The organism is Alkaliphilus peptidifermentans DSM 18978 (assembly GCF_900101495.1).
In the GTDB taxonomy this organism is placed as follows: domain Bacteria; phylum Bacillota; class Clostridia; order Peptostreptococcales; family Natronincolaceae; genus Alkaliphilus_C; species Alkaliphilus_C peptidifermentans.
Genome location: NZ_FMUS01000018.1, coordinates 55,147 through 78,071, shown reverse-complemented (window position 1 = coordinate 78,071; position 22,925 = coordinate 55,147). Strand labels below are relative to the sequence as shown.

Here is a 22,925-nt window from a genome sequence, read left to right as displayed (position 1 = left end):
ATGAAGGTTTTAATAATTGCCAATGGCGATATTAATGATTATATTTTTTTAGAAGAACAAATACAAGAGCATTCTTTTATAATTTGTGCAGATGGGGCTGCAAGACATCTTGTTGCTTTGAAGCTAAAGCCTAATTTACTAATGGGAGACTTCGATTCTATTTCAAAAAAAGATATGGAATGGATGGTAAATGCGGGGGTAAATATAGAGCAGTTTCCTGCTAGAAAAGATCAAACAGATACAGATATTGCCCTTGATTATGGTATTTCCTTGAAGCCTGAATTAATAACCATAATTGGCTGTATGGGGTCTAGATGGGACCATAGCCTTGGAAATGTTATGCTGCTTAATAAGCTACTTGAGGCTGGAATTAAGGGTGTACTTAGGGACGAAAGTAATATGATTACAATTACCAATAATAAGCTTGTAGTAGAGGGAATGCTCAATGATAATGTGTCCATCATACCCTTGACTACTTGGGCAAGGGGAGTGACCTTAGAGGGCATGGAGTATCCTCTATTTAATCATGACATAAAGATGGGAACTTCAATTGGCATCAGTAATCGACTTCTGAATAATAGGGGTCAAATAATAGTAAGAGAAGGTATTTTGTTAGTGATACAGTCTAGGGAAGAATCTGAGAGTTAAGAGTTGAGAAAAGTAGATGACCAAATCTTCGATTTGAGTCAGTCACTTTGCTAGGGATTTGGTATAAAACTTCATAAGCATAATTTAGAGTTTTATGCCCAAATTAACTAGCTACCTATGTATTGTTGAATGTTGAATGTTAAATGTTGAATGTTGAATGAAAACAAATGAGTAATTGGTAATGAGTAATGAGTAATGAAAAGTAAAAATTAATAATTAAGATGAGAAAAAATAGTGTAGGGGCCGGCGATTCTGTCGGCCCCTGTATGACGAAATACATAGATTAGGTTCCACTGGACTACACGAGAAATATAATATGTGTAAAGAATGATAATTGAAAATTTAAATTGGAGTTAGTCATTGTGAGCTCAGGAAAGAATCTAATGGCTGAATGTGAACTATAAAAAAATGTTATCATTTTCTAAAAATGGTAGCATTTTTTACATTCCATGCATAGTATTATTATGAGAACCAATTTAAGAAGGTGATCTAATGTATAGAAGAAGAAAGCATTTCTCTTTAGGAAATTTTTTAGGACTACTATTTTGTGGAGTAGGAGTAGTTATTTTTATGTATATAATACCCTTTAAAGCATGGATCTTTTTATTTGCCTGTGGCTTAATTATTATAGGCATACTAATTTTTCAGTTTTGATAAAATTCTTCAAAATCAAAAAAATATAAAAAGCCTACCATTACGGTGGCTTTTATATCATTTTGGGACAAACGCTTAAATTATAAAGCTCTTTCTACTTTTCCTGTACGTAAACATCTTGTACATACGCTAACTCTTTTCGGGGTACCGCTAACAATAGCTCTGACTCTTCTTAAGTTAGGAGACCAGGTTCTTTTTGAATGACGGTTAGAGTGACTTACTTGGCTACCGAAAACTTTTCCTTTACCACATACATCACAGACTTTTGCCATGATAACACCTCCTTCAATCAAGGGCAACTTAAAAACATTATAATATTATCACATTGATACTATTTTTGCAACAACTATATATTTTTTATTCTTAAATCAATATAAATAAATTATAATAAATAGAAATTATAACAGAAATAGGGTTTGATATTAGCTTTTTAGTTGAACAATTTTAGTAATTAATATACAATATTGGTATATGACAATTATGAGGGTAACTACAATTGGAAATAATATAGTACATATAAGAAGAAATGGTGAATGGTGAATGTTAAATGTTAAATGAAAAGATTAGAAAAACGATAATTGATAATTAAGAATTAAGAATTAAGAATTGAGAATTGAAAATTGAAAATTGAAAATAAGAACTAAGAACTAAGAACTAAGAACTAAGAACTAAGAACTAAGAATTAAGAGAATGTTAAATGAAAAGATAAGAAAAACGAGAATTGATAAATGAGATCTGAAAATTGAAAACGAAAAGCAAAGAGTGAATTAATATTTAATAAAACTCTGATAAAACAGTTTTAAGGAGGGTTAGTTATGCCTGGAAAATTGACAAATAAATTTGGAACAATTATTATTGATGATCAAGTCTTAGCTTCAATTGCAGGAGCATCTGCAATGGAATGCTATGGGTTGGTAGGAATGGCTGCAAAGTCTGCTGCAGGAGGCTTGGTTGAGCTGCTTAAAAGAGAGCAATCAAGTAAAGGAGTAAAGGTACTCACTGAAGACGATACAATTGTTATTGACTTATTTGTAATTGTGGAGTTTGGAACAAGAATTTCGGTTGTTGCAAATAATATAATTGAAAAAGTGAAGTATAATATCGAGCACTTAACTGGAATGAATGTTAAAAAGGTTAATATTAATGTTCAAGGTGTTCGAGTAGAAAAGTAGCTAAGGAGGTACTAGGCTTGATAATAGAATATATAGATGAACAACATCTTAAGAGTATGATAATTGAGGGGGCAAATTCTCTCGAAAAAAATAAGCAGATGATAAATTCCCTTAATGTCTTTCCTGTACCAGATGGTGATACAGGAACAAATATGTCATTAACTATGCAGTCAGCTGTTAAAGAGGTTAAAAAATGTACTTCTACATCAATTGAAGATATAGCTAATGCATTAGCTAATGGATCTTTGATGGGAGCAAGGGGAAATTCAGGAGTTATTCTTTCACAGTTATTTAGAGGCTTTGCCAAAGGAATAAAGGGTAAATCAAAATTATCCTCTATGGATATAGCAAAAGCACTAAAATCTGGATCAGATACAGCCTATAAGGCTGTTATGAAACCAGTGGAGGGTACTATTTTAACTGTAGCAAGGGAAAGTGCAGATAAGGCTATAGAAATTGCTAAAAAAGAGAAAAATATAGTTGTCTTTTTAGAAAAGGTTATTCAACAAGCTGATGAGACTTTAAATAGAACTCCAGAAATGTTGAAGGTTTTAAAGGATGCAGGAGTAGTTGATTCTGGAGGTAAAGGGTTAGTATATATTTATATAGGAGCTCTAGGCGCTTTAACAGGTAATATATCTACAACTGATGATTATGAAGTTGTTAAAGCAACAGTTGAGCATGAAGATGATAATATAGGAGATATTCAATTTGCATATTGTACAGAATTCATTATAAACTCCAGAAATGCTAATTTAGATTCTTTAAAGAGTATATTTACAAGCTATGGAGATTCTTTATTGGTGGTAGGTAATGAAAACTTAGTTAAAGTTCACATTCATACCAATAACCCTGGAGAGGTGCTTGAGCATTCATTAAAGGTAGGATATCTTTCTGATATTAAAATTGATAATATGAAGCTTCAGCATAGACATGAATCAATAAATGAACAACAACAGGTAAAGCCTAAGATAAAGAAAAAATATGGTATGGTTACTGTCACAATGGGAGATGGTTTAACTAAAATCTTTAAAGACTTTGGTGTAGACCATGTTATCGAGGGGGGTCAGACCATGAACCCCAGTACAGAGGATTTTATTAAAGCATTAGAGGAAATTGAAGCTGATATCATATATATTTTACCAAATAATAGTAATATCATTATGGCAGCCAACCAGGCTAAATCTATATCATCTAAAAACATTATTGTAATACCTACAAAAACTGTTCCTCAAGGGATTGCAGCATTACTTGCTTTTAATATGGAATTAACCACTGATGAAAACGAAGCTGAAATGAATGATGCTATTAAACAGGTTATAACAGGGCAAATTACCTACGCTGTTAGGGACACTAGCTATAATGATGTGGAAATATCAATGGGCGATATATTGGGTATTGGAAATAGTGAAATTAAATCAGTAGGTAAAAATATACGGGATGTTTCAATGGAGCTATTGAGTAAACTGGTAACTGATGACCATGAAATGATAACTCTATTCTACGGTGAAGAAATAAAAGAAGAAGAAGCCAATTCTTTAAAATCAGAATTAGAAAAGCTTTACCCAGAATGTGATATTGAAATGTATTATGGGGGACAGCCTTTATATTATTATATTTTCTCAATTGAGTAAAAAATACGAAACAGCATCCGCTGTTTCGTTTTACTATGGACTAACTGAAATACTTTAATTATTTATTTTACCAATTGTCGAGGTGATTAAATGGATGTGATGAAAGGGAACATACAGTTTTTAAAGGGTGTAGGACCAAAAACAGCAGAAAAATTTACTAAGCTAAATATAAAAACTCCCTTTGATATGTTATATCATTTTCCACGAGATTATGATGATAGAAGAAAAATAAAAAAAATTAATCAGCTTGCTGTTGGAGATAAGGTTTCAATTGTAGGTCAAATAGTAGGACAAGGTAGGTTATTGAAGAATCGAAGGAGATTATCTGTTATACAATTTGCCTTTAAAGATGAAACAGGTAGGATATTTATTACCTTTTTTAATATGCCCTATTTAAAGAATCAATTAGAATCAGGTATTTCTTTAATCGTAAATGGAGAAGTAAAACGAGGGCTACATGGCTTTGAAATGGTAAATCCAGTATATACCCTGTTGGAATCTAATGACGATATTAAGATGGATAAAATAGTACCTATATACCCTACTACAGAGGGCTTAAAGCAAAACTTAATTGTCTCATTGCAGAAGTATATATTACAACTAGCCAGTAATAATATTGAAGATTATATTCCAGAGGATATAAGAGTAAAAAATCGACTTTGTAGCTTGAGCTATGCATTGAAGCATATCCATTTTCCAGAAAACGAAAAGCAGCTTAAGATTTCAAAATATCGACTTGTTTTTGATGAGTTTTTTCTATTGCAGCTGGGACTAGCAAGTATTAAAAAAAGTATAGCTAGGGAGAAAAATGGTATAGCACTAAAGCAATGTAATGCTTTTTTAGACTTAATGAATAATTTACCCTTCCAGTTGACATCGGCTCAAAAAAGAACTCTGGAAGAAATACTAGAGGATCTACAAAAGGCAACTCCAATGAATAGACTTGTTCAGGGAGATGTTGGGTCTGGTAAGACAATAATTGCTATTTTAGCATTATATAGATGTGTCCTAAACGGATTTCAAGGGGTCATGATGGCGCCTACTGAAATTCTTGCAGAGCAGCATTATCAATCTTTACAAGAAATCCTCCAACCTCATGGTGTAAGAATTGGTTTTCTGGTTGGTAGCTTATCCAAGAGTAAAAAGACAGCTCTTTTAAAGGATATAGCTGAAGGTAATATAGACATTGTAGTAGGTACCCACGCAATAATACAAGATGGTGTAGACTTTAAACAGTTAGCATTAGCCATAACTGACGAACAACATCGATTTGGCGTTAGGCAGAGGGCTGCATTAGTTAACAAAGGAATTAATCCACATCTATTAGTTATGACTGCTACGCCTATACCACGAACACTAGCTCTTATTTTATATGGAGACTTAGATATATCAATAATAGATGAGATGCCACCAGGCAGGAAGGAAATTAAAACAGTAGAAATAAAAGGTGATAGTAAGGAGAAAGCATATGCATTTGTAAGAAAACAGCTGGTTGAGGGACGGCAAGCATATGTAGTTTGTCCTCTAGTTGAAGAATCAGAAGTAATTGAAGCTCGGTCTGCAACAGAGATTGCAGAAGAATTATCTAATACTATTTTTTCGGATTATAGAGTTGAATTACTCCATGGCAAAATGAAGCCTCAGGAAAAGGAAAGAATTATGACCTCCTTTAAAAAGGGTGAAGTACATATTTTAGTCTCTACAACTGTTATTGAAGTAGGGGTAAATGTTCCAAATGCTACAATAATGTTAATAGAGAATGCAGAACGCTTTGGCTTGGCCCAGCTTCATCAGCTGAGGGGAAGGGTAGGAAGAGGATCCCATCAATCCTATTGTATATTGGCTCATGAGGGTAGAAGTGAAATTGCAAGAGAAAGAATGAAGATTATGGTGGAAACCAATAATGGCTTTATTATTTCTGAAAAGGATTTAGCCCTTAGAGGTCCAGGTGAGTTTTTTGGTATAAGACAGCATGGACTACCGGAATTAAAAATTGCCGATATATTTAAGCATGTTAAAATTTTGAAGGTGGCTGAAAAACAGGTAGCTGCTTTAATTAAGGAAGATCCCGATCTTAAGCTGGAGAGGTATCCTTCATTAAAGAAGGCTCTAGAAGATAAGTATAGGCATTTCTACGAAGAGTCGGGCTTTAGTTAGAGAAAGCAACCTGCAAATCACATTTTTTCATATTAAGTAAAGAATAGATATTAATAATAACAAAAAATTAACCCAGTAATAATAAGGGTATAAATTTTTAATAGGTAGAAAGGCTATAAATATAGCTACATAATAAAAATATTTTGTTAACTTTGATATTCAATGTTATAATAATAGTGAATTACCAAACAATGGGGAGGAATGATATGCGTATTATTGCAGGTAAAGCAAAAGGTCACCGCCTTATGCCCCCTAAAGGTATTGATATTAGACCTACTTCGGACCGTGTGAAGGAATCAATTTTTAATGTTCTTCAAGCTACTGTAATAGACAGTATTGTTATAGACTTGTTTTCAGGAACTGGTAATTTAGGTATAGAAGCGCTATCGCGAGGGGCAGAAAAAGCATATTTAGTTGATCAAAGCCCCCAAAGTATAAATGTAATAGAAGAAAATTTATTAAAAACAAGACAGACAGAATTTGCAGAAGTTATTAAATCTGATGCAGTAAGTGCTATAATAAAGTTAACACAGATAAAAGTAAGGGCTGATTTGATTTTTATGGATCCACCCTATGGTAAAGACCTGATTATACCAACACTTGAGGCCATTTCAACTAATGGTCTTTTGAAAAAAGAAGGGATTATAGTTGTTGAACATGATAAAGATGACCCTCCTCCAGAAGTAGTTAGTGAATTAGTTCAATATCGTAGTAAAAAATTTGGAAATACCTGTGTTTCTTTTTATCGCCTAAGGGAGGAAGCATAAATGAAAATAGGAATTTACCCTGGAAGCTTTGATCCAATAACAAATGGACACCTTGATATAATTGATAGAGCTTCTAGAATTTGTGATAAGGTTATTGTAGGAGTATTAGATAATCCTAGTAAAAATCCGATGTTTACTTTAGAAGAAAGAGTAGCATTAATTAAGGAAGTAATTAAACCCTACGATAATGTAGAAGTAGATAGCTTTTCGGGGCTGTTGATTGAGTATGCTGGACAAATCGATGCCAGTGTTATAATTAAAGGACTTAGGGCAGTTTCTGATTTTGAATATGAATTTCAAATGGCTTTAATGAATAGAAAGCTTTGCCCAGATGTAGAAACAATTTTCCTTATGACCAGCAGTAAGTTTTCATATCTAAGCTCTAGCCTAGTGAAGGAAGTAGCACGTTTTGGAGGCTGTATTGAGGGGCTAGTGCCTCAACCAATAATAAAAGCAATATTTAAAAAGCTATAATGCAACAGAGTAAGGGGGATGAATGTGAGTGTACTTAAGCTGTTAGAAGAGTTGGAGGATATAATTGAAAGTGGTTCTTCCATACCTTTTGCCAATAAGGTTATGGTGGATCGTAATGATGCACTAGAAATAATTAAAGAAGTTAGAATACATTTACCTGATGAAATAAAACAAGCTCAGTGGATAAAGGAAGAACGTCAGCGTATTTTAGTTGAGGCTCAACAGGAGGCTGATATGATTCTTGAAGAGGCAAACAAGCATATAAGAGAATTAATAGAGGAAGATGAAATAACAAAACGTGCTCAAAAACAAGCAGAGGAAATAATCGCTCAAGCACAAAACAATGCAAAAGAGATGAGGATTGGTGCAAGAGAATATGTTGATGAGCTTTTGGGTTTAACAGAGGATAAATTAATTGAAATTATTGAAACAGTAAAAGAAAACCGTAATGAAATAAAAGGGATGAAGGGTTAAAACCTTCGTCCTTTTCTTTTAAAGAAACCAATTATGAATTGAATAAAAGATGCAAATAAAGAAATAAATAACATGAAGAGTACTATACCAATAAAAAGCTCTACAGAAAGCTTCAGGTTATCTAAAATTCTTTGATGTAATATGTAATCAACGCTGTTGAAAAATACAGGTTTAGATAACTGAAACAAGCTAGAAAAAATTGGATATAGAACAAAAACAAACATAGATGATAAAGCACCATGTAATAATTTAGAAAAAATATATAAACCCACTCGTATGTCGGAGGTACTTATAATACTAATGGCCTGTGCATGTATAGAAAACCCACTCCAAGCAATTGCAAAGGCAGCTACGGCTATTTTTGATACCAGTAAGCTTGAGCTGGCCTCTGCCACCATTTTGCAACCAATAGTAATCTCAAATATACTGGTTATTAAACCCTTTATAAGTGAATGATTGAGGTTAAAGGGCTTTAGTATAAAAAGCAATACTCCTGTAAAAAAGTCTATAAGGCCTATCACATCAAAAATATTAATTATGACAGAAAATAGTATAATAAAGCCCCCTACCATCAGCATAGTATTGATAGATTCCTTTACAGCTCTTCCTAGCAAAATACCAAAGGAGGGGCTTTCTCTTCTGCTTTTAGCCAGTTGGCGAAGGGCAGACAACAAATAATTCTTTTGTATGCCCATCTTAGGTCTAGCTTTTTTAGATTTCTTATAAAAGCTAAATAATAAACCAACAGTAATAGCTCCTAGGTAATGACATATAGCTAAAAAAATTCCTATTTCTGAAGATTGAAACATTCCTACACCAACTGCTCCCATAATAAACAAAGGACCAGAGGTGCTACAAAAGGATACTAATCTTTGCGCTTCGTATGGAGTAAGGACATTGTCGCTACGTAGCTTTGTTACAATTTTTGCCCCTACAGGATACCCAGAGGTAATACTCATGGCAAATGCAAAGGAGCCTTCTCCTGGGACGTTAAATAGGGGTCGCATAATTGGTTCTAGAAGAATCCCGATGAATTTTACTACTCCAAGACCTATAAGGAGCTCAGACCCAATGAAGAAGGGCAAGAGGGCTGGCAGTACTATTGAAAACCAAGTCATTAAGCCTATATAGGCCGCATTAACGGACTCATCAGGATAAATTATAATGGCAATCACCAGCAGGAATATAATAAGAACAATTAAATAGTTGGTTATAAAACTTATTAGTCTTTGCCTGAAGATTTCAGAACATAAAAGTATAATACATATAGCAAGGCAAAAGGCTACAATAAAAAAAGACAGCATAAAAAAACTCCCCCAGTGAATATAGATTTGATAAAAAGCTAAGCTGGTCTATTCCTTTATCATATATATATTGGAGGGAGTCTTTATATATTCATAGTGTAAAAATCTCTTTCATCAACTAACCTTATTATCTTCAATATCTTTTTTTTCTTGTCGTTTCTTAAAATAATTGACTACTGGATAGATTACAATATAGCTTGCCGAAACATAAAGAAATAATATTCCAAAAGCACCTGATCCAAGAATTGCCAGTAGAAAAAGAAAAACTATTAATCCTGAGTAATAACCTGCCTTCCAGTTACCAGTACTGTATATTAAAACAAGTGTAATAGGGACTTGTAATACCAATGTGGATATAAATAACAAGAAGAATAAGTAGCTGAAATCAATCCAAAAGATAGCGATCACTCCTAAAATAAATATTTTGAACATCTCTTAATGTATCGACAATAAACAAGAAGAAATTAACAAATCAATCTAAATAATCTCCACGTAAGATGGGAAGTAGCTTAGATTTTTCTGACTCAGTAATCTCTTTAAGCTTTTGATTATCTAATTTTAAAATTTCTGTTGTGTCTATACCTGATAAGTTTGCCAGCTCTTTGGCAGTAAGGCTACGATCCTTTCGCAGTTCTTTAATTTTTTTATTTCTATTCTTCAGCTGAAAAAACAATTTAAACAACTCCTTTACTTAAAAGCAATTAGTAATGAATAATGAATGAATGTTGAATGTTGAATTAGTGTTAAAATTTGCCAGAAAATTTCTCTGTAATTATTTATATTCTTTAACTCACAATTTTCCATTTTCAATTTTCAATTCTCAATTTGCAATTTCAACTCTCAACTTTTAACTCTTAATTCTAAACTCTTAACTCTCAACTCTTAATTCTTAATTCTTCACTATTATCTTACATATATCGGACTGAAGGCATAATCCAGCTGTTGCTTTACTAGGTCTTTTTTTTTCATTCCCAGTGTATATATATTTGTTGCTCGAATGTCGATATCAAGCATTTTTTCTGCCAGAGGATCTCCATTGAATTGAGGAACTTTATTAATAACTGGTAAAGTACTATTTTCTTTACACAGCTTTAAAATCTGACGTCCTTTATCATTAAAGGCCAATATTCTAATGTATTGGGGGCCTCCAGCCTCATTAAAGCTATTGAGGGTATCCTTATCAATACCCAGAAGTAGATGCATCATAATTCTTTGTAATCGAGTATAAGGATATCGCTTACTTTTAATACAATCGTACAGGTCATGTAAAGAATCATTCACCAGAGAGCAATGATAAATTCTATTTTCAAGACCCTCAGCCACATCAAATATTTTTTTCAGTGAGGATGCACCCCGTTGTCTTATTAAGGTAAAAATAGCCTGTTGAAAGTCACGACTGAATACAGGACCTATATCCACCTTAAAGCTATCCTCTAAAATATTATATGAGGTTGCTGGGAGGGTGTGGGTCAGACCTTGGATATTGTTATTGAGATAGAGATACTCTCGTATTGCTGTAGCACTTGTTATGCTTGAAGCTATACTAGTGGAATGATAATCTGCTTTTCTCCGAAGAATAGTATGGGGTGTTATTGAGCTTTTCAACTGCCTTAAAACCTTTAAGTATTCAACAGATAAAATATTATTTGGAGATTCTACTAAACCTGAATATTTATTTGCTTCTTCAGGTGAGTCAATCATTTTTTCTTTGAAATAATAAGTCAGAGCTTTACCACGAGCTGCTGGAAATGAGAGGCCAAGATCAAGCTTGCTTTTTAATTGGGCTTCAAAGCTGGAGGGTGATTCAACTAAAACTTCTGCGATTTCTTTTAATAGGTCTATATTACCATTTTCACTTCCAAAGCAAATTGAGTCAATTATTCCTAATTTGTCCAGTAGCTTAACTGAACCAAATGCAAATAATTCAGCCGTTGCACAGGCATAAACCGTTGGAAGTTCAATAACTAGATCAACTCCTGCCTCCACAGCCATTTGAGCTCTAGCCCACTTATGTATTAAAGCTGGTTCGCCCCGTTGTAGGAAGTTTCCACTCATTACAGCAACAGTATGGGTTGCTTTTGTTTCTTTTATTGATTCCTTAAGATGATATAAATGACCATTATGAAAAGGGTTATACTCAGTTATTAATCCTAAAACATTCATAAAAATCCTCCCAAGTAAGAATACTAGTAAGTATATATACTTATTTTAAACAATTACTGGAATTATAGCAAAGCAAAAAAAATAAACATGTTTATTTATATACATAAAAAACTTGAAAAGACTTGAAATATATAAGGAAATTTATTATGATTGTTATGTTAAGGTTTACATTATGACAAATTTTTGTCAAAAATACAATATAAGTTTAGGAGGTTTTAATAATGAAAGTATTAGTTTTAAACTGTGGTAGTTCTTCATTAAAGTACCAGCTTATAAATATGGATACAGAAGAAGTATTGGCTAAAGGTATTGCAGAGAGAATAGGAATTGCAGGTAGTTTTGTTAAGCATGAAGCAACTGGTAAGGAAAAGGTTGTCATTGAAGATACAATGGAGAACCACAAGGCTGCAATCAAAATAGTATTAGACTGCTTGGTACATGAAACCCATGGAGCTATCAATTCTATGACGGAGATATCTGCAGTAGGACACCGAGTTGTACATGGTGGCGAAAAATTTGCAGGCTCTGTTATTATTAATGAGGAAGTTAAAGCTACATTAGAAGAGTGTTCAGAATTAGCACCATTACATAATCCTCCAAACTTAATGGGTATTTATGCATGTGAAGAAATACTTCCAAGTGTACCAATGGTGGGAGTATTTGATACAGCCTTCCATCAAACAATGCCAAAATCTTCATACTTATATGCTCTTCCGTATGAATTATATGATAAATATAAAATAAGAAGATATGGATTCCATGGAACCTCACACAAATATGTTGCTATGAGAGCAGCTGACATTTTAGGAAAGCCTCTAGAAGAATTAAAAATAGTAACCTGTCACCTTGGAAATGGTGCAAGTATTGCTGCTGTTGATAGAGGAAAGTCTATTGATACCAGCATGGGCTTTACTCCACTGGAAGGACTGGCTATGGGAACAAGATGTGGAGATATGGATCCTGCTATTACAACCTTCCTTATGGAAAAAGAAGGCCTAACATCTGGTGAATTAAATAATTTAATGAATAAAAAATCAGGAGTATTAGGTATTTCAGGTGTAAGCAGTGATTTTAGAGATATCGAAACAGCTGCTGATGAAGGAAATGAAAGGGCAGTAATGGCTCTAGAAGTATATAATAAGCGTGTTAAGAAGTATATTGGTGCTTATGCTGCTGAAATGGGTGGTCTTGATGCAGTGGTATTTACAGCTGGTCTAGGTGAAAACTCAAAAGAAACACGTAAGTCAGTTTGTGAAGGCTTAGAATTCCTAGGAATCAAAATTGATGATAATAAAAATAATGTTCGAGGAAAAGAAACTATTGTTACAACTGATGATTCTAATACAAAGGTATTATTGATTCCAACAAACGAAGAATTAATGATTGCAAGAGAAACAAAGGCTCTTATATAAATAATTAAGAGGTAGGTTACACCTACCTTTTTTGAACCAATTTAAATTTGTAAATACTAGATTCTATAGCACTATCAAGATAAAATACTTGACAAAGTTTTTGTTCGTTTGTATAATCAAATTTAGCGATGGTTAAGAGGTGAAGATTGTGAACATTGATTTAGGTGCTCTTAAAAGAGAGAAAAAAAGTCAGCTAGACTTGGATTTCTTACTCAATCTTGATACCATTAATTACTATGGTGATGAAATTTTACTGCCAAATCCTTTTTCTGTAAAAGGAAAGCTCTATATCATGAATGATAAGGTATTCCTTACTAGTGATATTAACACCGTAATGGAGGTTAATTGTAGTAGGTGTCTTAAACCCTTTACTTATCAATTTAGTTCTAAGGTTAATGCAGAATTGGTTAACGAAGAGCTTTATGAAGAGGAAGAGGATGAAGATCCTGGGGACATAATCCTTTATCATAATAATATCATTGATTTGGCAGAAATCATAAAGGATAATATCTTTATGAATATCCCTATTCAAACCCTCTGTGACAGAGACTGTAAAGGGATTTGCGCCAAATGTGGTATAGATTTAAATGAAGAGCAGTGCAGATGTAATTTAGATAAGAATGAAGAAGAAAAAGTTATTGATCCTCGACTTGCTAAATTAAAGGAATTGCTTTAAAGAATTGAAGGAGGTGTAAAATATGGCAGTACCAAAGCGTAAAACTAGCAAATCTAAGAGAAACATGAGAAGAGCTGCAAATTCAAAATATGTTGCTGTTGGATATGTTAAATGTCCACAATGCCATGAGCCAAAATTACCTCATAGGGTTTGCGGAGAATGTGGTTACTATAAGAATAAAGAGGTTGTAGCAACAAAATAATAGCAAAGCATCACATAAATAGTAATGAGAGATCATTACTATTTTTTTTTTCGTTTTTTTACATATAGGTTTTATTAAAACAAAAATGGAGAAATTAAAGAAGAGTTATAGAAAATGAATGTTGAATGTTGAATGTTGAAAAAAATGACGAACTAACCAGTTACTATATAAAACAATGTAATCATAAGGGCTATGTAATTAATAAATATATCTAAGTAAAAAATATAAGAAGAATAGAAATTAATGCTTGTGGAAAAAAATTACTATAATAAGAAAATTTTAGATGTATACTCTTGATTTTTTGATACTTGTAATGTATACTTTATATTAGTATCAGGTACTAATTATTAGTACTAACTCGAGGTGAATAAATTGAAAACAATAGGAAGGCTTAGTAAAGCCAATCGCCAAGAACAGCTTCTAGAATTGTTAAAACAGGACCCCTTTGTAACTGATGAGGACTTAGCCACCAGTTTTTTTGTTAGCATACAAACTATTCGTCTAGATAGACTAGAGCTTGGCATACCTGAATTAAGAGAAAGAGTAAAAAAGGTAGCAGAGAAAAACTATCAAAAGGTAAGAAGTATTGTAGGTACGGAGATTATTGGTGAACTAATTGACTTAAGCCTTGGTGAAAGGGCCATCTCAATACTTGAAACTACACCAGACATGGCTTTTAGTAAAACTAATATTGTAAGGGGTCATCATATCTTTTCACAGGCAGAGTCCCTTGCGATGTCAGTAATTGATGCAGAAGTAGCTTTAACTGGCGTTTCCAATATTAAATACTTAAGTCCTGTTCAAGCAGGAGACAAATTAGTGGCAAAGGCAGAAGTAGTAAGAGTTAGAGGAAATAAGCATTTTGTACATGTTAAAATTGCAGTAAATCAAAATCAAGTCTTTAGAGGTAAATTTATTCTTATTGCAATACATAGTCGTTAGGGGGTAGATACCATGAAAATAGTCTTAGATGCTATGGGTGGAGATCATGGACCAAAGGTTACGGTGAAGGGAGCCGTTGATGCTGTTAATCAATATGGAGTTAATTTGATTTTAACAGGGGATGAAGCAAAATTAAATGAAGTGCTTAAACAATATAATTATCCAAGTGAAAAAATAGAAATTGTACATTGTGGAGATATTATAGAAAACGAAGATAAACCAGTTGCAGCAATACGAAAGAAAAAAGATTCATCTATGGTTGTGGCATTAAATCTAGTTAAAGATGGAAAGGCGGATGCAATTATTTCTGCTGGTAATACCGGTGCTCTTTTAGCAGGTGGTTTACTTATACTGGGGAGAATAAAAGGTATCGATAGGCCGGCACTGGCACCAGTATTTCCAACCTACAAAGGGACATCTGTCTTAATTGATGGTGGTGCAAACGCTGATTGTAAGCCAAGGAACTTTGTTGAATTTGGTATCATGGGAAGCATTTATGCAGAGAAGGTCTTAGGAATTCAAAAGCCTAAGGTATGTCTTGTTAATATAGGAATTGAAGAAGGAAAAGGTAATGACATTACTAAAGAAGCCTATAAGGCTTGTAAAAATGCTCCATTTAACTTTCAAGGAAATGTTGAAGCAAGAGATATTCCTGATGGATACACCGATGTGATAGTATGTGATGGCTTTACAGGAAATGTAGTTTTAAAGCTTACAGAAGGTGTAGCTGGAACAATTTTTAAAATTTTAAAAGAGGAATTGACCAAGAATCCCATTAGAAAACTTGGTGCTTTGATGTTGAAATCTGGGTTGCGGGGCTTCAAAAAACGCTTTGATTATACAGAGTATGGCGGTGCTCCCTTTTTGGGGGTAAATGGAGCTTTAATAAAAGCCCATGGAAGCTCTGATGAAAAAGCTATTAAAAATGCTATTCGCCAGGCTAAAATAGTAATCGAAAATGGTGTAGTGGATAATATTAAAAATGAAATAAAAGACTTAGGAGCTGATATAGTTGAATAAAACATATTCAGTTGGAATAACTGGAACAGGCAGTGCTTTGCCGGAGAAGGAATTATCTAATTTTGATTTGGAAAAAATGGTGGATACTACAGATGAATGGATACGAACCCGAACCGGAATATCCTGTAGAAGGGTAACAGATGAAAATACAGCTACATCTGATTTGGCAACAGAGGCTGCAATAAAAGCATTGAAGGATGCCAACCTAAAGGCTGAGGATATTGATTTAATTATAGTAGCAACTGTAACTCCAGATTTGAGCTTTCCTTCCACTGCTTGTATAGTTCAAAAAAATTTAGGCGCAATCAAGGCGGCTGCATTTGATATTGAGGCTGCGTGCTCTGGATTTTTATATGCATTAACTATTGGTGAACAATTTATAAAAAATGGATTTTACAAAAATGCATTGATTATAGGTGCAGAAACCCTATCTAAAATATTAAACTGGGAAGACCGTAATACCTGTGTCCTTTTTGGTGATGGGGCAGGAGCAGCAGTTATAGAAAGAACAGAGGAGGGTTATGGAATCCTATCCTCTTATCTTGGTGCAGATGGCACTGGAGGTATGGCGCTAACTCATCCTGCTGGAGGAACAAGGCTGCCGGTTTCTTTGGATACTTTTGAGAAGAAGCTCCACTATATCGAAATGGATGGCAGTGAAGTCTTTAAGTTTGCTGTTAGAGTAATGGGTAAAGCTGCATTAGAGGCTTTAGAAAGAAGTAATATTTCTTTAGATGAAATAGATCATATGATTCCACATCAAGCCAATATTAGAATAATTGAAGCTGCGGCCAAAAGACTAAAACTTCCAATGGATAGAGTTGTAGTGAACCTTGATAGGTATGGAAATATGTCTGCTGCATCTGTACCTGTTGCATTAGATGAAACCTTAAAGAATGGAAAGATAAAAAAAGGAGATATAATTGTTTTAGTAGCTTTTGGTGGTGGCCTAACATGGGCATCTACTGTTATGAAATGGTGTAAATAGACTTATAATAAGGAGGAATGGTATGTTCCAAACAAGACTTTGTGAATTATTAAATATAAAATACCCAATTATTCAAGGCGGTATGGCCTGGGTTGCAACTGCAGAATTGGCAGCAGCAGTTTCTGAGGCTGGAGGATTAGGAATAATTGCTGCTGGTAATGCACCAGCAGATGTAGTAGAAAAAGAAATAAAAAAAGCTAAGGAAATTACAAATAAACCCTTTGGAGTTAATATAATGCTCCTTTCACCCTTTGTAGAAGAGGTAATTGAGATTGTATATAGAGAAAGAGTATCTGTAATTACAACTGGAGCTGGTAACCCTGGTAAATATATAGAAAAATTTAAGGAAATCGGCACAAAAGTAATACCAGTAATTCCTTCGGTAGCCTTGGCAAAGCGTATGGAAAAGCTGGGTGCTGACGCTGTGATTGTGGAAGGTACAGAGGCCGGTGGACATATTGGTGAACTAACTACAATGGTTCTTGTTCCGCAGATTGCTTCAGCAGTGACCATCCCTGTAATTGCAGCAGGTGGTATTGCTGATGGTAGGGGGTTTTTAGCAGCCTTGTCACTTGGAGCTGAGGGTGTACAAATAGGGACACGGTTCATCTGTTCTGTAGAATGCACCGTTCATGATAAGTATAAGGATGTGGTGCTGAAGGCTAAGGATAGAGATGCTGTAGTTACTGCCAGAGCAACAGGTCATCCTGTAAGAGTTATTAAAAATAAACTAACAAAGGAATTTTCAAGGCTGGAAAAGGAAGGTGCCACTATTGAAGCATTAGAGGCATATGGAACTGGTAAGCTTAGGATAGCGGCAGTAGAAGGTGATATTGAAGAAGGTTCAGTTATGGCAGGTCAAATAGCTGCTATGATTAATGATATTAAACCCTGTAGTGAAATCATAAATGAAATTATACTTGATGCAAAGAATCAGTTACTTATAATAGGGAAATATGGCAAGGAGGAGTAAAAATGGGTAAGTCAGCTTTTGTTTTCCCTGGGCAAGGGGCTCAATATGTGGGTATGGGGAAAGAGATAACAGAAAACTTTTCATCTGCTAAAGAAGTATTTGAAGAGGCAAGTGATTTTTTAGGATATGATATGAAAAAACTATGCTTCGAAGGCCCAGATGAAGAGCTTATTAAAACAGAGAATACTCAACCAGCTATATTAACAACCAGCATAGCATTACTTAAGGTGTTGGAAAATGAAGGCATTTCCTGCGATATGACGGCTGGACTAAGCTTAGGTGAATATGCATCATTGGTTAAATCAAATGTTATTAGATTTGCCGATGCAGTAAGGATAGTTAGAAACAGAGGTAAATATATGCAGGAGGCAGTTCCGCAGGGCTTAGGCACTATGGCGGCTGTTTTAGGATTAGGAAGAGAAGAGCTGCAAAAATGCTTAATGGAGTGTCAACAATATGGTGTTGTTGAAACAGCAAATTATAATAGTCCAGGTCAAATTGTTATCTCGGGTGAGATGAAGGCTGTACAATCAGCAGTAAGCAAGGCAATAGAATTTGGTGCTAAAAAAGCTGTAATTTTGCCAGTGAGTGCACCCTTTCACTGTAGTCTTTTAAAGCCAGCAGGGGATAGATTAAAGGATGATCTATTGCAATATTCCTTTAATAGCCCAGAAATAGGGGTTGTAACAAATGTTGATGCAAAGCTGCTGGAAGGCAAGGATGCAGTTATTCCTAGCCTAGTAAAACAGGTTAGTAATTCAGTTTTGTGGCAGGATTCTATAGAATTTATGATCAAAGAGGGTGTAGATACCTTCATTGAAATAGGACCTGGTAAAACCCTTAGTGCATTTATTAAAAAAATAGCTAAAAATATTAATATGCAAATTGAAACAAAGAACATAGAAGATATGGAAAGCTTTAAAAGCTTAATTAATAGTTTTTAACTAGGAGGAGGATAATATGAGCTTAAGTGGAAAAACAGCTCTTGTTACAGGTGGATCAAGGGGAATAGGAAAAGCTATCTCTAAAGCCCTTGCCCAGGCAGGTGCAAATATAATTATCAATTATACCAGCAACAAAGAAGCGGCTGATAAAGTTGTTGAAGAAATTGAAGAACTTGGAGTTAAAGGTTTAGCAGTTAAGGCCAATGTAGCGGACTCCAATGATGTTAAAGGAATGATGGAGGAAATTGAAGGACATTTCGATGGCGTTGATATTCTAGTAAATAATGCTGGTATTACTCGCGACAATTTATTTATGAGGATGAAGGATGAAGAATGGCAGCAGGTGATGGATGTAAACCTTAATGGTATTTTCTTTTGTACAAAAGCTGTTATTAGAAGAATGATGAAACAAAAATATGGCAAAATTATTAATATGTCATCTGTTGTTGGTGTTATGGGAAATGCTGGTCAAGCAAACTACTGTGCTTCAAAGGCGGGTGTAATTGGCCTAACAAAATCACTGGCTAAGGAATTAGCAGTAAAAGGGATAAATGTTAATGCAATAGCTCCTGGATTTATCGATACAGATATGACATCTGTGCTAACAGATAATATTAAAGAAGAGCTATTAAGCCATATACCCTTAAAGAGATATGGAAAGCCAGAGGATATTGCAAATCTAGTGGTTTTTCTAAGCAGTGAAAATGCCAATTACATAACAGGTCAGGTAATTCATGTAGATGGTGGAATGGCAATGTAATTTAAAATAAAAAATAAAAAATTCAATCAAAAATAAGAGGAGGAAATAAAAATGGTATTTGAGAGAGTTGTTGAAATTATAGGAGAGCAATTAGGAATTAACGATGTAAGTGAGGTTAAAATGACAACATCATTAATAAATGATTTAGAAGCGGATTCATTAGACGCTGTAGAAATAGTTATGGCTATTGAAGATGAATTTGGAGTGGAAATTCCTGATGAAGAAGCTGAAAAGTTTAAAAATATCGGAGATATTGTAAAGTATGTAGAAGCCAAAAAATAGTTATAACAATCCTTATATGAGAATATTGTAAGACTGAGTCCCGTGAATTCGGGACTTTATAGCTAAGGGAGGCACTAACAATGAATAGAAGAGTTGTGGTAACGGGGTTAGGATGTATTACACCAATTGGTAATACAGTTGAAGAATACTGGAAATCGCTATTATCAGGAGTATCTGGAATAGATCATATTAGAAAGTTTGATACAAGCGATTATCCTACAAAAATTGCTGCAGAGGTAAAAGACTTTAATCCTGAAACCTATATAGATAAAAAAGAAGCAAGAAAAATGGATCGATTTACTCAGCTGGCAGTTGCAGCATCTCAAATGGCAATGAAGGATGCTGGCTTGAGAATTGAAGAAATAGTAGCAGAAAAATTTGGTGTAATACTTGGTTCTGGTATTGGTGGTATAGAAACCCTTGAAGATCAACATCAAAAATTGATGGATAAGGGTGTAAGGAGAATCAGTCCTTTCTTTATTCCAATGATGATCTCAAATATAGGGGCAGGTCATGTATCAATGTTTTTAGGTGCAAAGGGACCTAATACTACTGTAGTAACTGCTTGTGCATCATCGACAAATGCAATAGGTGAAGCCTTTAAAGTGATTCAACGGGGGGCAGCAGACATTATGATTTCTGGTGGTATGGAGGCGTCTATTACACCTCTATCAATAGCTGGATTTTGTTCTATGAAGGCAATGTCCACCAATAACGAAGAGCCTCAAAAGGCCAGTAGGCCCTTTGATATAAATAGAGATGGATTTGTAATGGGTGAGGGCTCTGGTATTTTAGTTCTTGAAGAATTAGAGCACGCACAAAAAAGAGGTGCAAGAATATATGCAGAAGTAGTAGGCTATGGCATGAGTGCTGACGCGTATCATATAACTGCACCATCACCAGAAGGTGAAGGTGCTGCCCGGGCAATGGAATGTGCATTACAGGATGCAGGTATTACCAGCGATGAGATTGATTATATAAATGCTCATGGAACCAGTACTCCTTACAATGATAAATTTGAAACCATGGCCATTAAAAAGGTATTTAAAGATCATGCTAAGGAGCTGAGTATTAGCTCAACTAAATCTATGACAGGGCATCTTTTGGGGGCTGCAGGAAGCATAGAAGCAATTGCATGTGTCCTTTCAGCAAATGAAGATATAGTACCGCCAACAATAAACCTTGATAACCCCGATCCAGAGTGCGATTTGGATTATACTCCAAATCATAGCAAGAAAAGAGAAGTTAATTATGCTCTATCAAATTCCCTAGGATTTGGTGGACATAATGCAACAATTATAGTAAAAAAGTATAAATAAAACTGAATTTAAGAAAATAATTATAGGACTTCCCTATAATTATTTTTTTAATTTCATCTTTATAATAGACTAATCTTTTACTTAATCCAAAAAAATAGTAAAATCAAAATAAAATGGTAATTTATTGTACTGATTAAAGGATAAGAAATGGAGAGAAATATTATGTCAAATAAGTATAGAAAAGAACAGTTAATTGAATTTCAAAGTGTAATCACTTATAGTTTTAAAAACCCCCAATTAATTGATGAAGCATTAACCCATAGCTCCTTTGCCAATGAGATGAAAACTAAGAAGGTTATTCATAATGAAAGGCTGGAATTCTTAGGAGACTCTATTTTAAGTCTTGCAATTAGTGATTACATATTTCATCAATATAAGCACTTGCCTGAGGGTGAATTGACAAAGGTTAGGGCAAATGTGGTATGTGAATCCTCTTTGGCCAGTAAAGCAAGGTTAATAAATATTGGTGAATACTTACTGCTTGGTAAAGGGGAGGACAACACTGGTGGGCGAAATCGGGGTTCTATTTTAGCTGATGCATTTGAAGCTGTGATTGGTGCAATCTATTTAGATGGTGGGTTTAACGATGCTAGAAGCTTTATTCTAAGCCTTATGACAGACTTAATTGATATGGCTGTCAATGGAAAGCTTGTTAAAGATTATAAAACCCACCTACAGGAGCTTCTTCAAAGTAAGTCAACCGAAAAAATAATCTATAATGTAGTGAAGGAAACCGGGCCAGACCATGACAAAACCTTTGACATAGAGATACTTTTTGGGGGGAAGGTTTTAGGTGAAGGTCAAGGAAAAAGCAAGAAGGAAGCTGAGCAAAATGCAGCTATGCAGGCAATTTTAAAGGAAAGATATAAAGATGTCTAAGAAGAAATACATAATTCCGATATTTATCCCCCATAGGGGCTGTCCCCATGACTGTAGCTTCTGCAATCAAAAGCGAATTGCAGGTGATATTACCGAAATTACTGGTGTTGATGTTGGAGCTTTAATTGAGAAATATTTAGAGATATATCCTGAAGACATGGATAAAGAGGTTGCATTTTATGGTGGAAGCTTCACTGGTATTCCTTTAGATAAACAAACTGAATTACTAGAACCAGCATGGCAAGCTAAAAAGAAGGGATACATAAAGGACATAAGGCTTTCTACCAGGCCAGACTACATTAATAAGAGCATACTACAGCAATTGGGAGCCTATGGAGTATCTATAATAGAACTAGGAGTTCAATCAACCAATGACCATGTTTTAATGCTAAATCAAAGGGGACACACAAAGGATGACGTTGATAAAGCTGTATTGGATATTAAGGCTGCAGGCTATCAACTTGGCTTGCAGATGATGCTGGGATTAGCTGGAGATACCCATGAGTCGATAAATAGAACCGTAGAGGATTTTATACAATGGAAACCGGATTTTGTTAGGGTATATCCAACCATAGTAATAAAAGATACCCTTCTGGAGGAGCTATATAAGTCAGGAGACTACATACCCTTTTCCTTAGTGGAATGTGTTGCTATTGCAAAGGAAGTACTGAAAAAATTCCAAAATGCAGAAATACCTGTTATAAGGATGGGGCTACAAAGTACGGAGGAGATTACATACGGCAAAAGTGTAGTTGCAGGACCCTACCACCCAGCTTTCCGAGAAATGGTTGAAACAGAGATATATAGAGATAAAATCCAGGCAATTATTGAGTCAAAAGGACAAACTGATTTTCAAAATCTTATAATTTATTGCAACCAAAAAGATTCTTCTAAAGTAGCAGGGTACAAGCAGTCTAATAAAAGCTATTTTATAGAGAAGTATCATCTTAAGTGTTTTAAAGTGAAATCCTCAACCGAAGGCAAAAAAGGTCATTTGGTGGTTGAAGTCTTTTAAGAGTAGTTTTTGCATGAATCAAGGAAAAAGTATTTACTAGAGTTATTAACTTCTTTATGATAAAAT

General features: G+C 34.4%; 25 protein-coding genes. 21 read left to right on the top strand and 4 right to left on the bottom strand.

Going from position 1 to position 22,925, the window contains the following annotated elements; translation table 11 throughout:
- Both BLP68_RS13275 and BLP68_RS21805 read left to right on the top strand, forming a co-directional pair.
- Nucleotides 1–648, top strand: coding sequence for a thiamine diphosphokinase (locus BLP68_RS13275; RefSeq protein ID WP_091544479.1), 648 nt, complete (start codon nt 1–3; stop codon nt 646–648).
- 492 nt (nt 649–1,140) lie between these two features.
- A complete protein-coding gene (locus BLP68_RS21805) occupies nt 1,141–1,302 on the top strand; it encodes a hypothetical protein (protein WP_176759023.1) in 162 nt (53 codons plus the stop codon).
- Nucleotides 1,303–1,382: 80 nt separating this feature from the next.
- Here the strand turns inward: BLP68_RS21805 and rpmB are convergent, their stop codons facing one another.
- Complete coding sequence (gene rpmB / locus BLP68_RS13270) at nt 1,383–1,574, bottom strand: 50S ribosomal protein L28 (RefSeq protein WP_091544476.1); 192 nt, start codon at nt 1,572–1,574, stop codon at nt 1,383–1,385.
- A gap of 543 nt (nt 1,575–2,117) precedes the next feature.
- Between rpmB and BLP68_RS13265 the strand changes: the two genes are divergently transcribed.
- The 6 genes from BLP68_RS13265 to BLP68_RS13240 all read left to right on the top strand — a co-directional run bounded on the left by BLP68_RS13265 (nt 2,118) and on the right by BLP68_RS13240 (nt 7,980).
- Complete coding sequence (locus BLP68_RS13265; RefSeq protein WP_091544473.1) at nt 2,118–2,474, top strand: Asp23/Gls24 family envelope stress response protein; 357 nt, start codon at nt 2,118–2,120, stop codon at nt 2,472–2,474.
- A 20-nt stretch (nt 2,475–2,494) separates the two neighbouring features.
- The gene (locus BLP68_RS13260) at nt 2,495–4,108 is read left to right on the top strand and encodes a DAK2 domain-containing protein (protein WP_176759027.1); all 1,614 of its coding nucleotides are present in this window, start codon (nt 2,495–2,497) and stop codon (nt 4,106–4,108) included.
- 90 nt (nt 4,109–4,198) lie between these two features.
- Nucleotides 4,199–6,265 (top strand): ATP-dependent DNA helicase RecG, encoded by a 2,067-nt coding sequence (gene recG, locus BLP68_RS13255; protein WP_091544468.1) that lies wholly within the window; start codon nt 4,199–4,201, stop codon nt 6,263–6,265.
- A 206-nt stretch (nt 6,266–6,471) separates the two neighbouring features.
- Nucleotides 6,472–7,032, top strand: a complete 561-nt coding sequence (gene rsmD, locus BLP68_RS13250; RefSeq protein WP_091544465.1) for a 16S rRNA (guanine(966)-N(2))-methyltransferase RsmD — start codon at nt 6,472–6,474, stop codon at nt 7,030–7,032.
- Nucleotides 7,033–7,506, top strand: a complete 474-nt coding sequence (coaD, locus tag BLP68_RS13245) for a pantetheine-phosphate adenylyltransferase (protein ID WP_091544463.1) — start codon at nt 7,033–7,035, stop codon at nt 7,504–7,506.
- A 24-nt stretch (nt 7,507–7,530) separates the two neighbouring features.
- Complete coding sequence (locus BLP68_RS13240; protein ID WP_207647923.1) at nt 7,531–7,980, top strand: ATPase; 450 nt, start codon at nt 7,531–7,533, stop codon at nt 7,978–7,980.
- Here BLP68_RS13240 and ylbJ read toward each other — a convergent pair.
- The 3 genes from ylbJ to BLP68_RS13220 form a co-directional block, all read right to left on the bottom strand.
- A complete protein-coding gene (ylbJ, locus tag BLP68_RS13235; protein WP_091544459.1) occupies nt 7,977–9,284 on the bottom strand; it encodes a sporulation integral membrane protein YlbJ in 1,308 nt (435 codons plus the stop codon). The genes BLP68_RS13240 and ylbJ overlap by 4 nt on opposite strands.
- Nucleotides 9,285–9,756: 472 nt before the next feature.
- A complete protein-coding gene (locus BLP68_RS13225; protein WP_091544454.1) occupies nt 9,757–9,957 on the bottom strand; it encodes a transcriptional regulator in 201 nt (66 codons plus the stop codon).
- A gap of 230 nt (nt 9,958–10,187) precedes the next feature.
- Nucleotides 10,188–11,447, bottom strand: a complete 1,260-nt coding sequence (locus BLP68_RS13220; RefSeq protein ID WP_091544453.1) for a nucleotidyltransferase — start codon at nt 11,445–11,447, stop codon at nt 10,188–10,190.
- 221 nt (nt 11,448–11,668) lie between these two features.
- On the opposite strand from BLP68_RS13220, the gene BLP68_RS13215 reads away from it, so the two are divergent.
- The 13 genes from BLP68_RS13215 to BLP68_RS13155 all read left to right on the top strand — a co-directional run bounded on the left by BLP68_RS13215 (nt 11,669) and on the right by BLP68_RS13155 (nt 22,859).
- Entirely contained in the window at nt 11,669–12,859 is a 1,191-nt protein-coding gene (locus BLP68_RS13215; protein WP_091544450.1) for an acetate/propionate family kinase, read from the top strand.
- A gap of 148 nt (nt 12,860–13,007) precedes the next feature.
- Nucleotides 13,008–13,535: a YceD family protein gene (locus BLP68_RS13210; RefSeq protein ID WP_091544449.1), complete on the top strand. Its 528-nt coding sequence runs from the start codon at nt 13,008–13,010 to the stop codon at nt 13,533–13,535.
- Nucleotides 13,536–13,557: 22 nt separating this feature from the next.
- Nucleotides 13,558–13,737 (top strand): 50S ribosomal protein L32, encoded by a 180-nt coding sequence (rpmF, locus tag BLP68_RS13205; protein WP_091544446.1) that lies wholly within the window; start codon nt 13,558–13,560, stop codon nt 13,735–13,737.
- A gap of 372 nt (nt 13,738–14,109) precedes the next feature.
- Nucleotides 14,110–14,679: a transcription factor FapR gene (gene fapR, locus BLP68_RS13200; protein ID WP_091544444.1), complete on the top strand. Its 570-nt coding sequence runs from the start codon at nt 14,110–14,112 to the stop codon at nt 14,677–14,679.
- A 12-nt stretch (nt 14,680–14,691) separates the two neighbouring features.
- Nucleotides 14,692–15,699, top strand: coding sequence for a phosphate acyltransferase PlsX (gene plsX, locus BLP68_RS13195; protein WP_091544442.1), 1,008 nt, complete (start codon nt 14,692–14,694; stop codon nt 15,697–15,699).
- Nucleotides 15,692–16,687, top strand: a complete 996-nt coding sequence (locus BLP68_RS13190) for a beta-ketoacyl-ACP synthase III (protein WP_091544439.1) — start codon at nt 15,692–15,694, stop codon at nt 16,685–16,687. The genes plsX and BLP68_RS13190 overlap by 8 nt, the downstream gene beginning before the upstream one ends.
- Nucleotides 16,688–16,709: 22 nt before the next feature.
- The gene (fabK, locus tag BLP68_RS13185) at nt 16,710–17,660 is read left to right on the top strand and encodes an enoyl-[acyl-carrier-protein] reductase FabK (RefSeq protein ID WP_091544436.1); all 951 of its coding nucleotides are present in this window, start codon (nt 16,710–16,712) and stop codon (nt 17,658–17,660) included.
- A gap of 2 nt (nt 17,661–17,662) precedes the next feature.
- Entirely contained in the window at nt 17,663–18,604 is a 942-nt protein-coding gene (gene fabD, locus BLP68_RS13180; protein ID WP_091544434.1) for an ACP S-malonyltransferase, read from the top strand.
- A 16-nt stretch (nt 18,605–18,620) separates the two neighbouring features.
- On the top strand, nt 18,621–19,364 hold the full coding sequence (fabG, locus tag BLP68_RS13175; protein ID WP_091544431.1) for a 3-oxoacyl-[acyl-carrier-protein] reductase: 744 nt from the start codon (nt 18,621–18,623) through the stop codon (nt 19,362–19,364).
- 51 nt (nt 19,365–19,415) lie between these two features.
- Nucleotides 19,416–19,646 carry an acyl carrier protein gene (gene acpP, locus BLP68_RS13170; RefSeq protein ID WP_091544428.1) on the top strand — a complete coding sequence of 77 codons (231 nt, stop codon included), beginning with the start codon at nt 19,416–19,418 and terminating at the stop codon, nt 19,644–19,646.
- Between the two features lie 80 nt (nt 19,647–19,726).
- A complete protein-coding gene (gene fabF, locus BLP68_RS13165; protein ID WP_091544427.1) occupies nt 19,727–20,965 on the top strand; it encodes a beta-ketoacyl-ACP synthase II in 1,239 nt (412 codons plus the stop codon).
- Nucleotides 20,966–21,127: 162 nt separating this feature from the next.
- Nucleotides 21,128–21,844: a ribonuclease III gene (gene rnc, locus BLP68_RS13160; protein ID WP_091544424.1), complete on the top strand. Its 717-nt coding sequence runs from the start codon at nt 21,128–21,130 to the stop codon at nt 21,842–21,844.
- The gene (locus tag BLP68_RS13155) at nt 21,837–22,859 is read left to right on the top strand and encodes an elongator complex protein 3 (protein WP_091544421.1); all 1,023 of its coding nucleotides are present in this window, start codon (nt 21,837–21,839) and stop codon (nt 22,857–22,859) included. The genes rnc and BLP68_RS13155 overlap by 8 nt, the downstream gene beginning before the upstream one ends.
- The last annotated feature ends 66 nt before the right edge of the window (nt 22,860–22,925 follow it).

Excerpts from the sequence above, each read along its gene's own strand:
- fabG (WP_091544431.1), top strand. The coding sequence starts at position 18,621 with ATGAGCTTAAGTGGAAAAACAGCTCTTGTTACAGGTGGATCAAGGGGA.
- BLP68_RS13220 (WP_091544453.1), bottom strand. The coding sequence starts at position 11,447 with ATGAATGTTTTAGGATTAATAACTGAGTATAACCCTTTTCATAATGGT.
- coaD (WP_091544463.1), top strand. The coding sequence starts at position 7,033 with ATGAAAATAGGAATTTACCCTGGAAGCTTTGATCCAATAACAAATGGA.
- BLP68_RS13275 (WP_091544479.1), top strand. The coding sequence starts at position 1 with ATGAAGGTTTTAATAATTGCCAATGGCGATATTAATGATTATATTTTT.
- fabF (WP_091544427.1), top strand. The coding sequence starts at position 19,727 with ATGAATAGAAGAGTTGTGGTAACGGGGTTAGGATGTATTACACCAATT.
- rpmB (WP_091544476.1), bottom strand. The coding sequence starts at position 1,574 with ATGGCAAAAGTCTGTGATGTATGTGGTAAAGGAAAAGTTTTCGGTAGC.
- BLP68_RS13265 (WP_091544473.1), top strand. The coding sequence starts at position 2,118 with ATGCCTGGAAAATTGACAAATAAATTTGGAACAATTATTATTGATGAT.
- BLP68_RS13155 (WP_091544421.1), top strand. The coding sequence starts at position 21,837 with ATGTCTAAGAAGAAATACATAATTCCGATATTTATCCCCCATAGGGGC.
- rpmF (WP_091544446.1), top strand. The coding sequence starts at position 13,558 with ATGGCAGTACCAAAGCGTAAAACTAGCAAATCTAAGAGAAACATGAGA.
- rsmD (WP_091544465.1), top strand. The coding sequence starts at position 6,472 with ATGCGTATTATTGCAGGTAAAGCAAAAGGTCACCGCCTTATGCCCCCT.
- fabK (WP_091544436.1), top strand. The coding sequence starts at position 16,710 with ATGTTCCAAACAAGACTTTGTGAATTATTAAATATAAAATACCCAATT.
- BLP68_RS21805 (WP_176759023.1), top strand. The coding sequence starts at position 1,141 with ATGTATAGAAGAAGAAAGCATTTCTCTTTAGGAAATTTTTTAGGACTA.
- ylbJ (WP_091544459.1), bottom strand. The coding sequence starts at position 9,284 with ATGCTGTCTTTTTTTATTGTAGCCTTTTGCCTTGCTATATGTATTATA.
- plsX (WP_091544442.1), top strand. The coding sequence starts at position 14,692 with ATGAAAATAGTCTTAGATGCTATGGGTGGAGATCATGGACCAAAGGTT.
- rnc (WP_091544424.1), top strand. The coding sequence starts at position 21,128 with ATGTCAAATAAGTATAGAAAAGAACAGTTAATTGAATTTCAAAGTGTA.
- fabD (WP_091544434.1), top strand. The coding sequence starts at position 17,663 with ATGGGTAAGTCAGCTTTTGTTTTCCCTGGGCAAGGGGCTCAATATGTG.
- BLP68_RS13215 (WP_091544450.1), top strand. The coding sequence starts at position 11,669 with ATGAAAGTATTAGTTTTAAACTGTGGTAGTTCTTCATTAAAGTACCAG.
- recG (WP_091544468.1), top strand. The coding sequence starts at position 4,199 with ATGGATGTGATGAAAGGGAACATACAGTTTTTAAAGGGTGTAGGACCA.
- acpP (WP_091544428.1), top strand. The coding sequence starts at position 19,416 with ATGGTATTTGAGAGAGTTGTTGAAATTATAGGAGAGCAATTAGGAATT.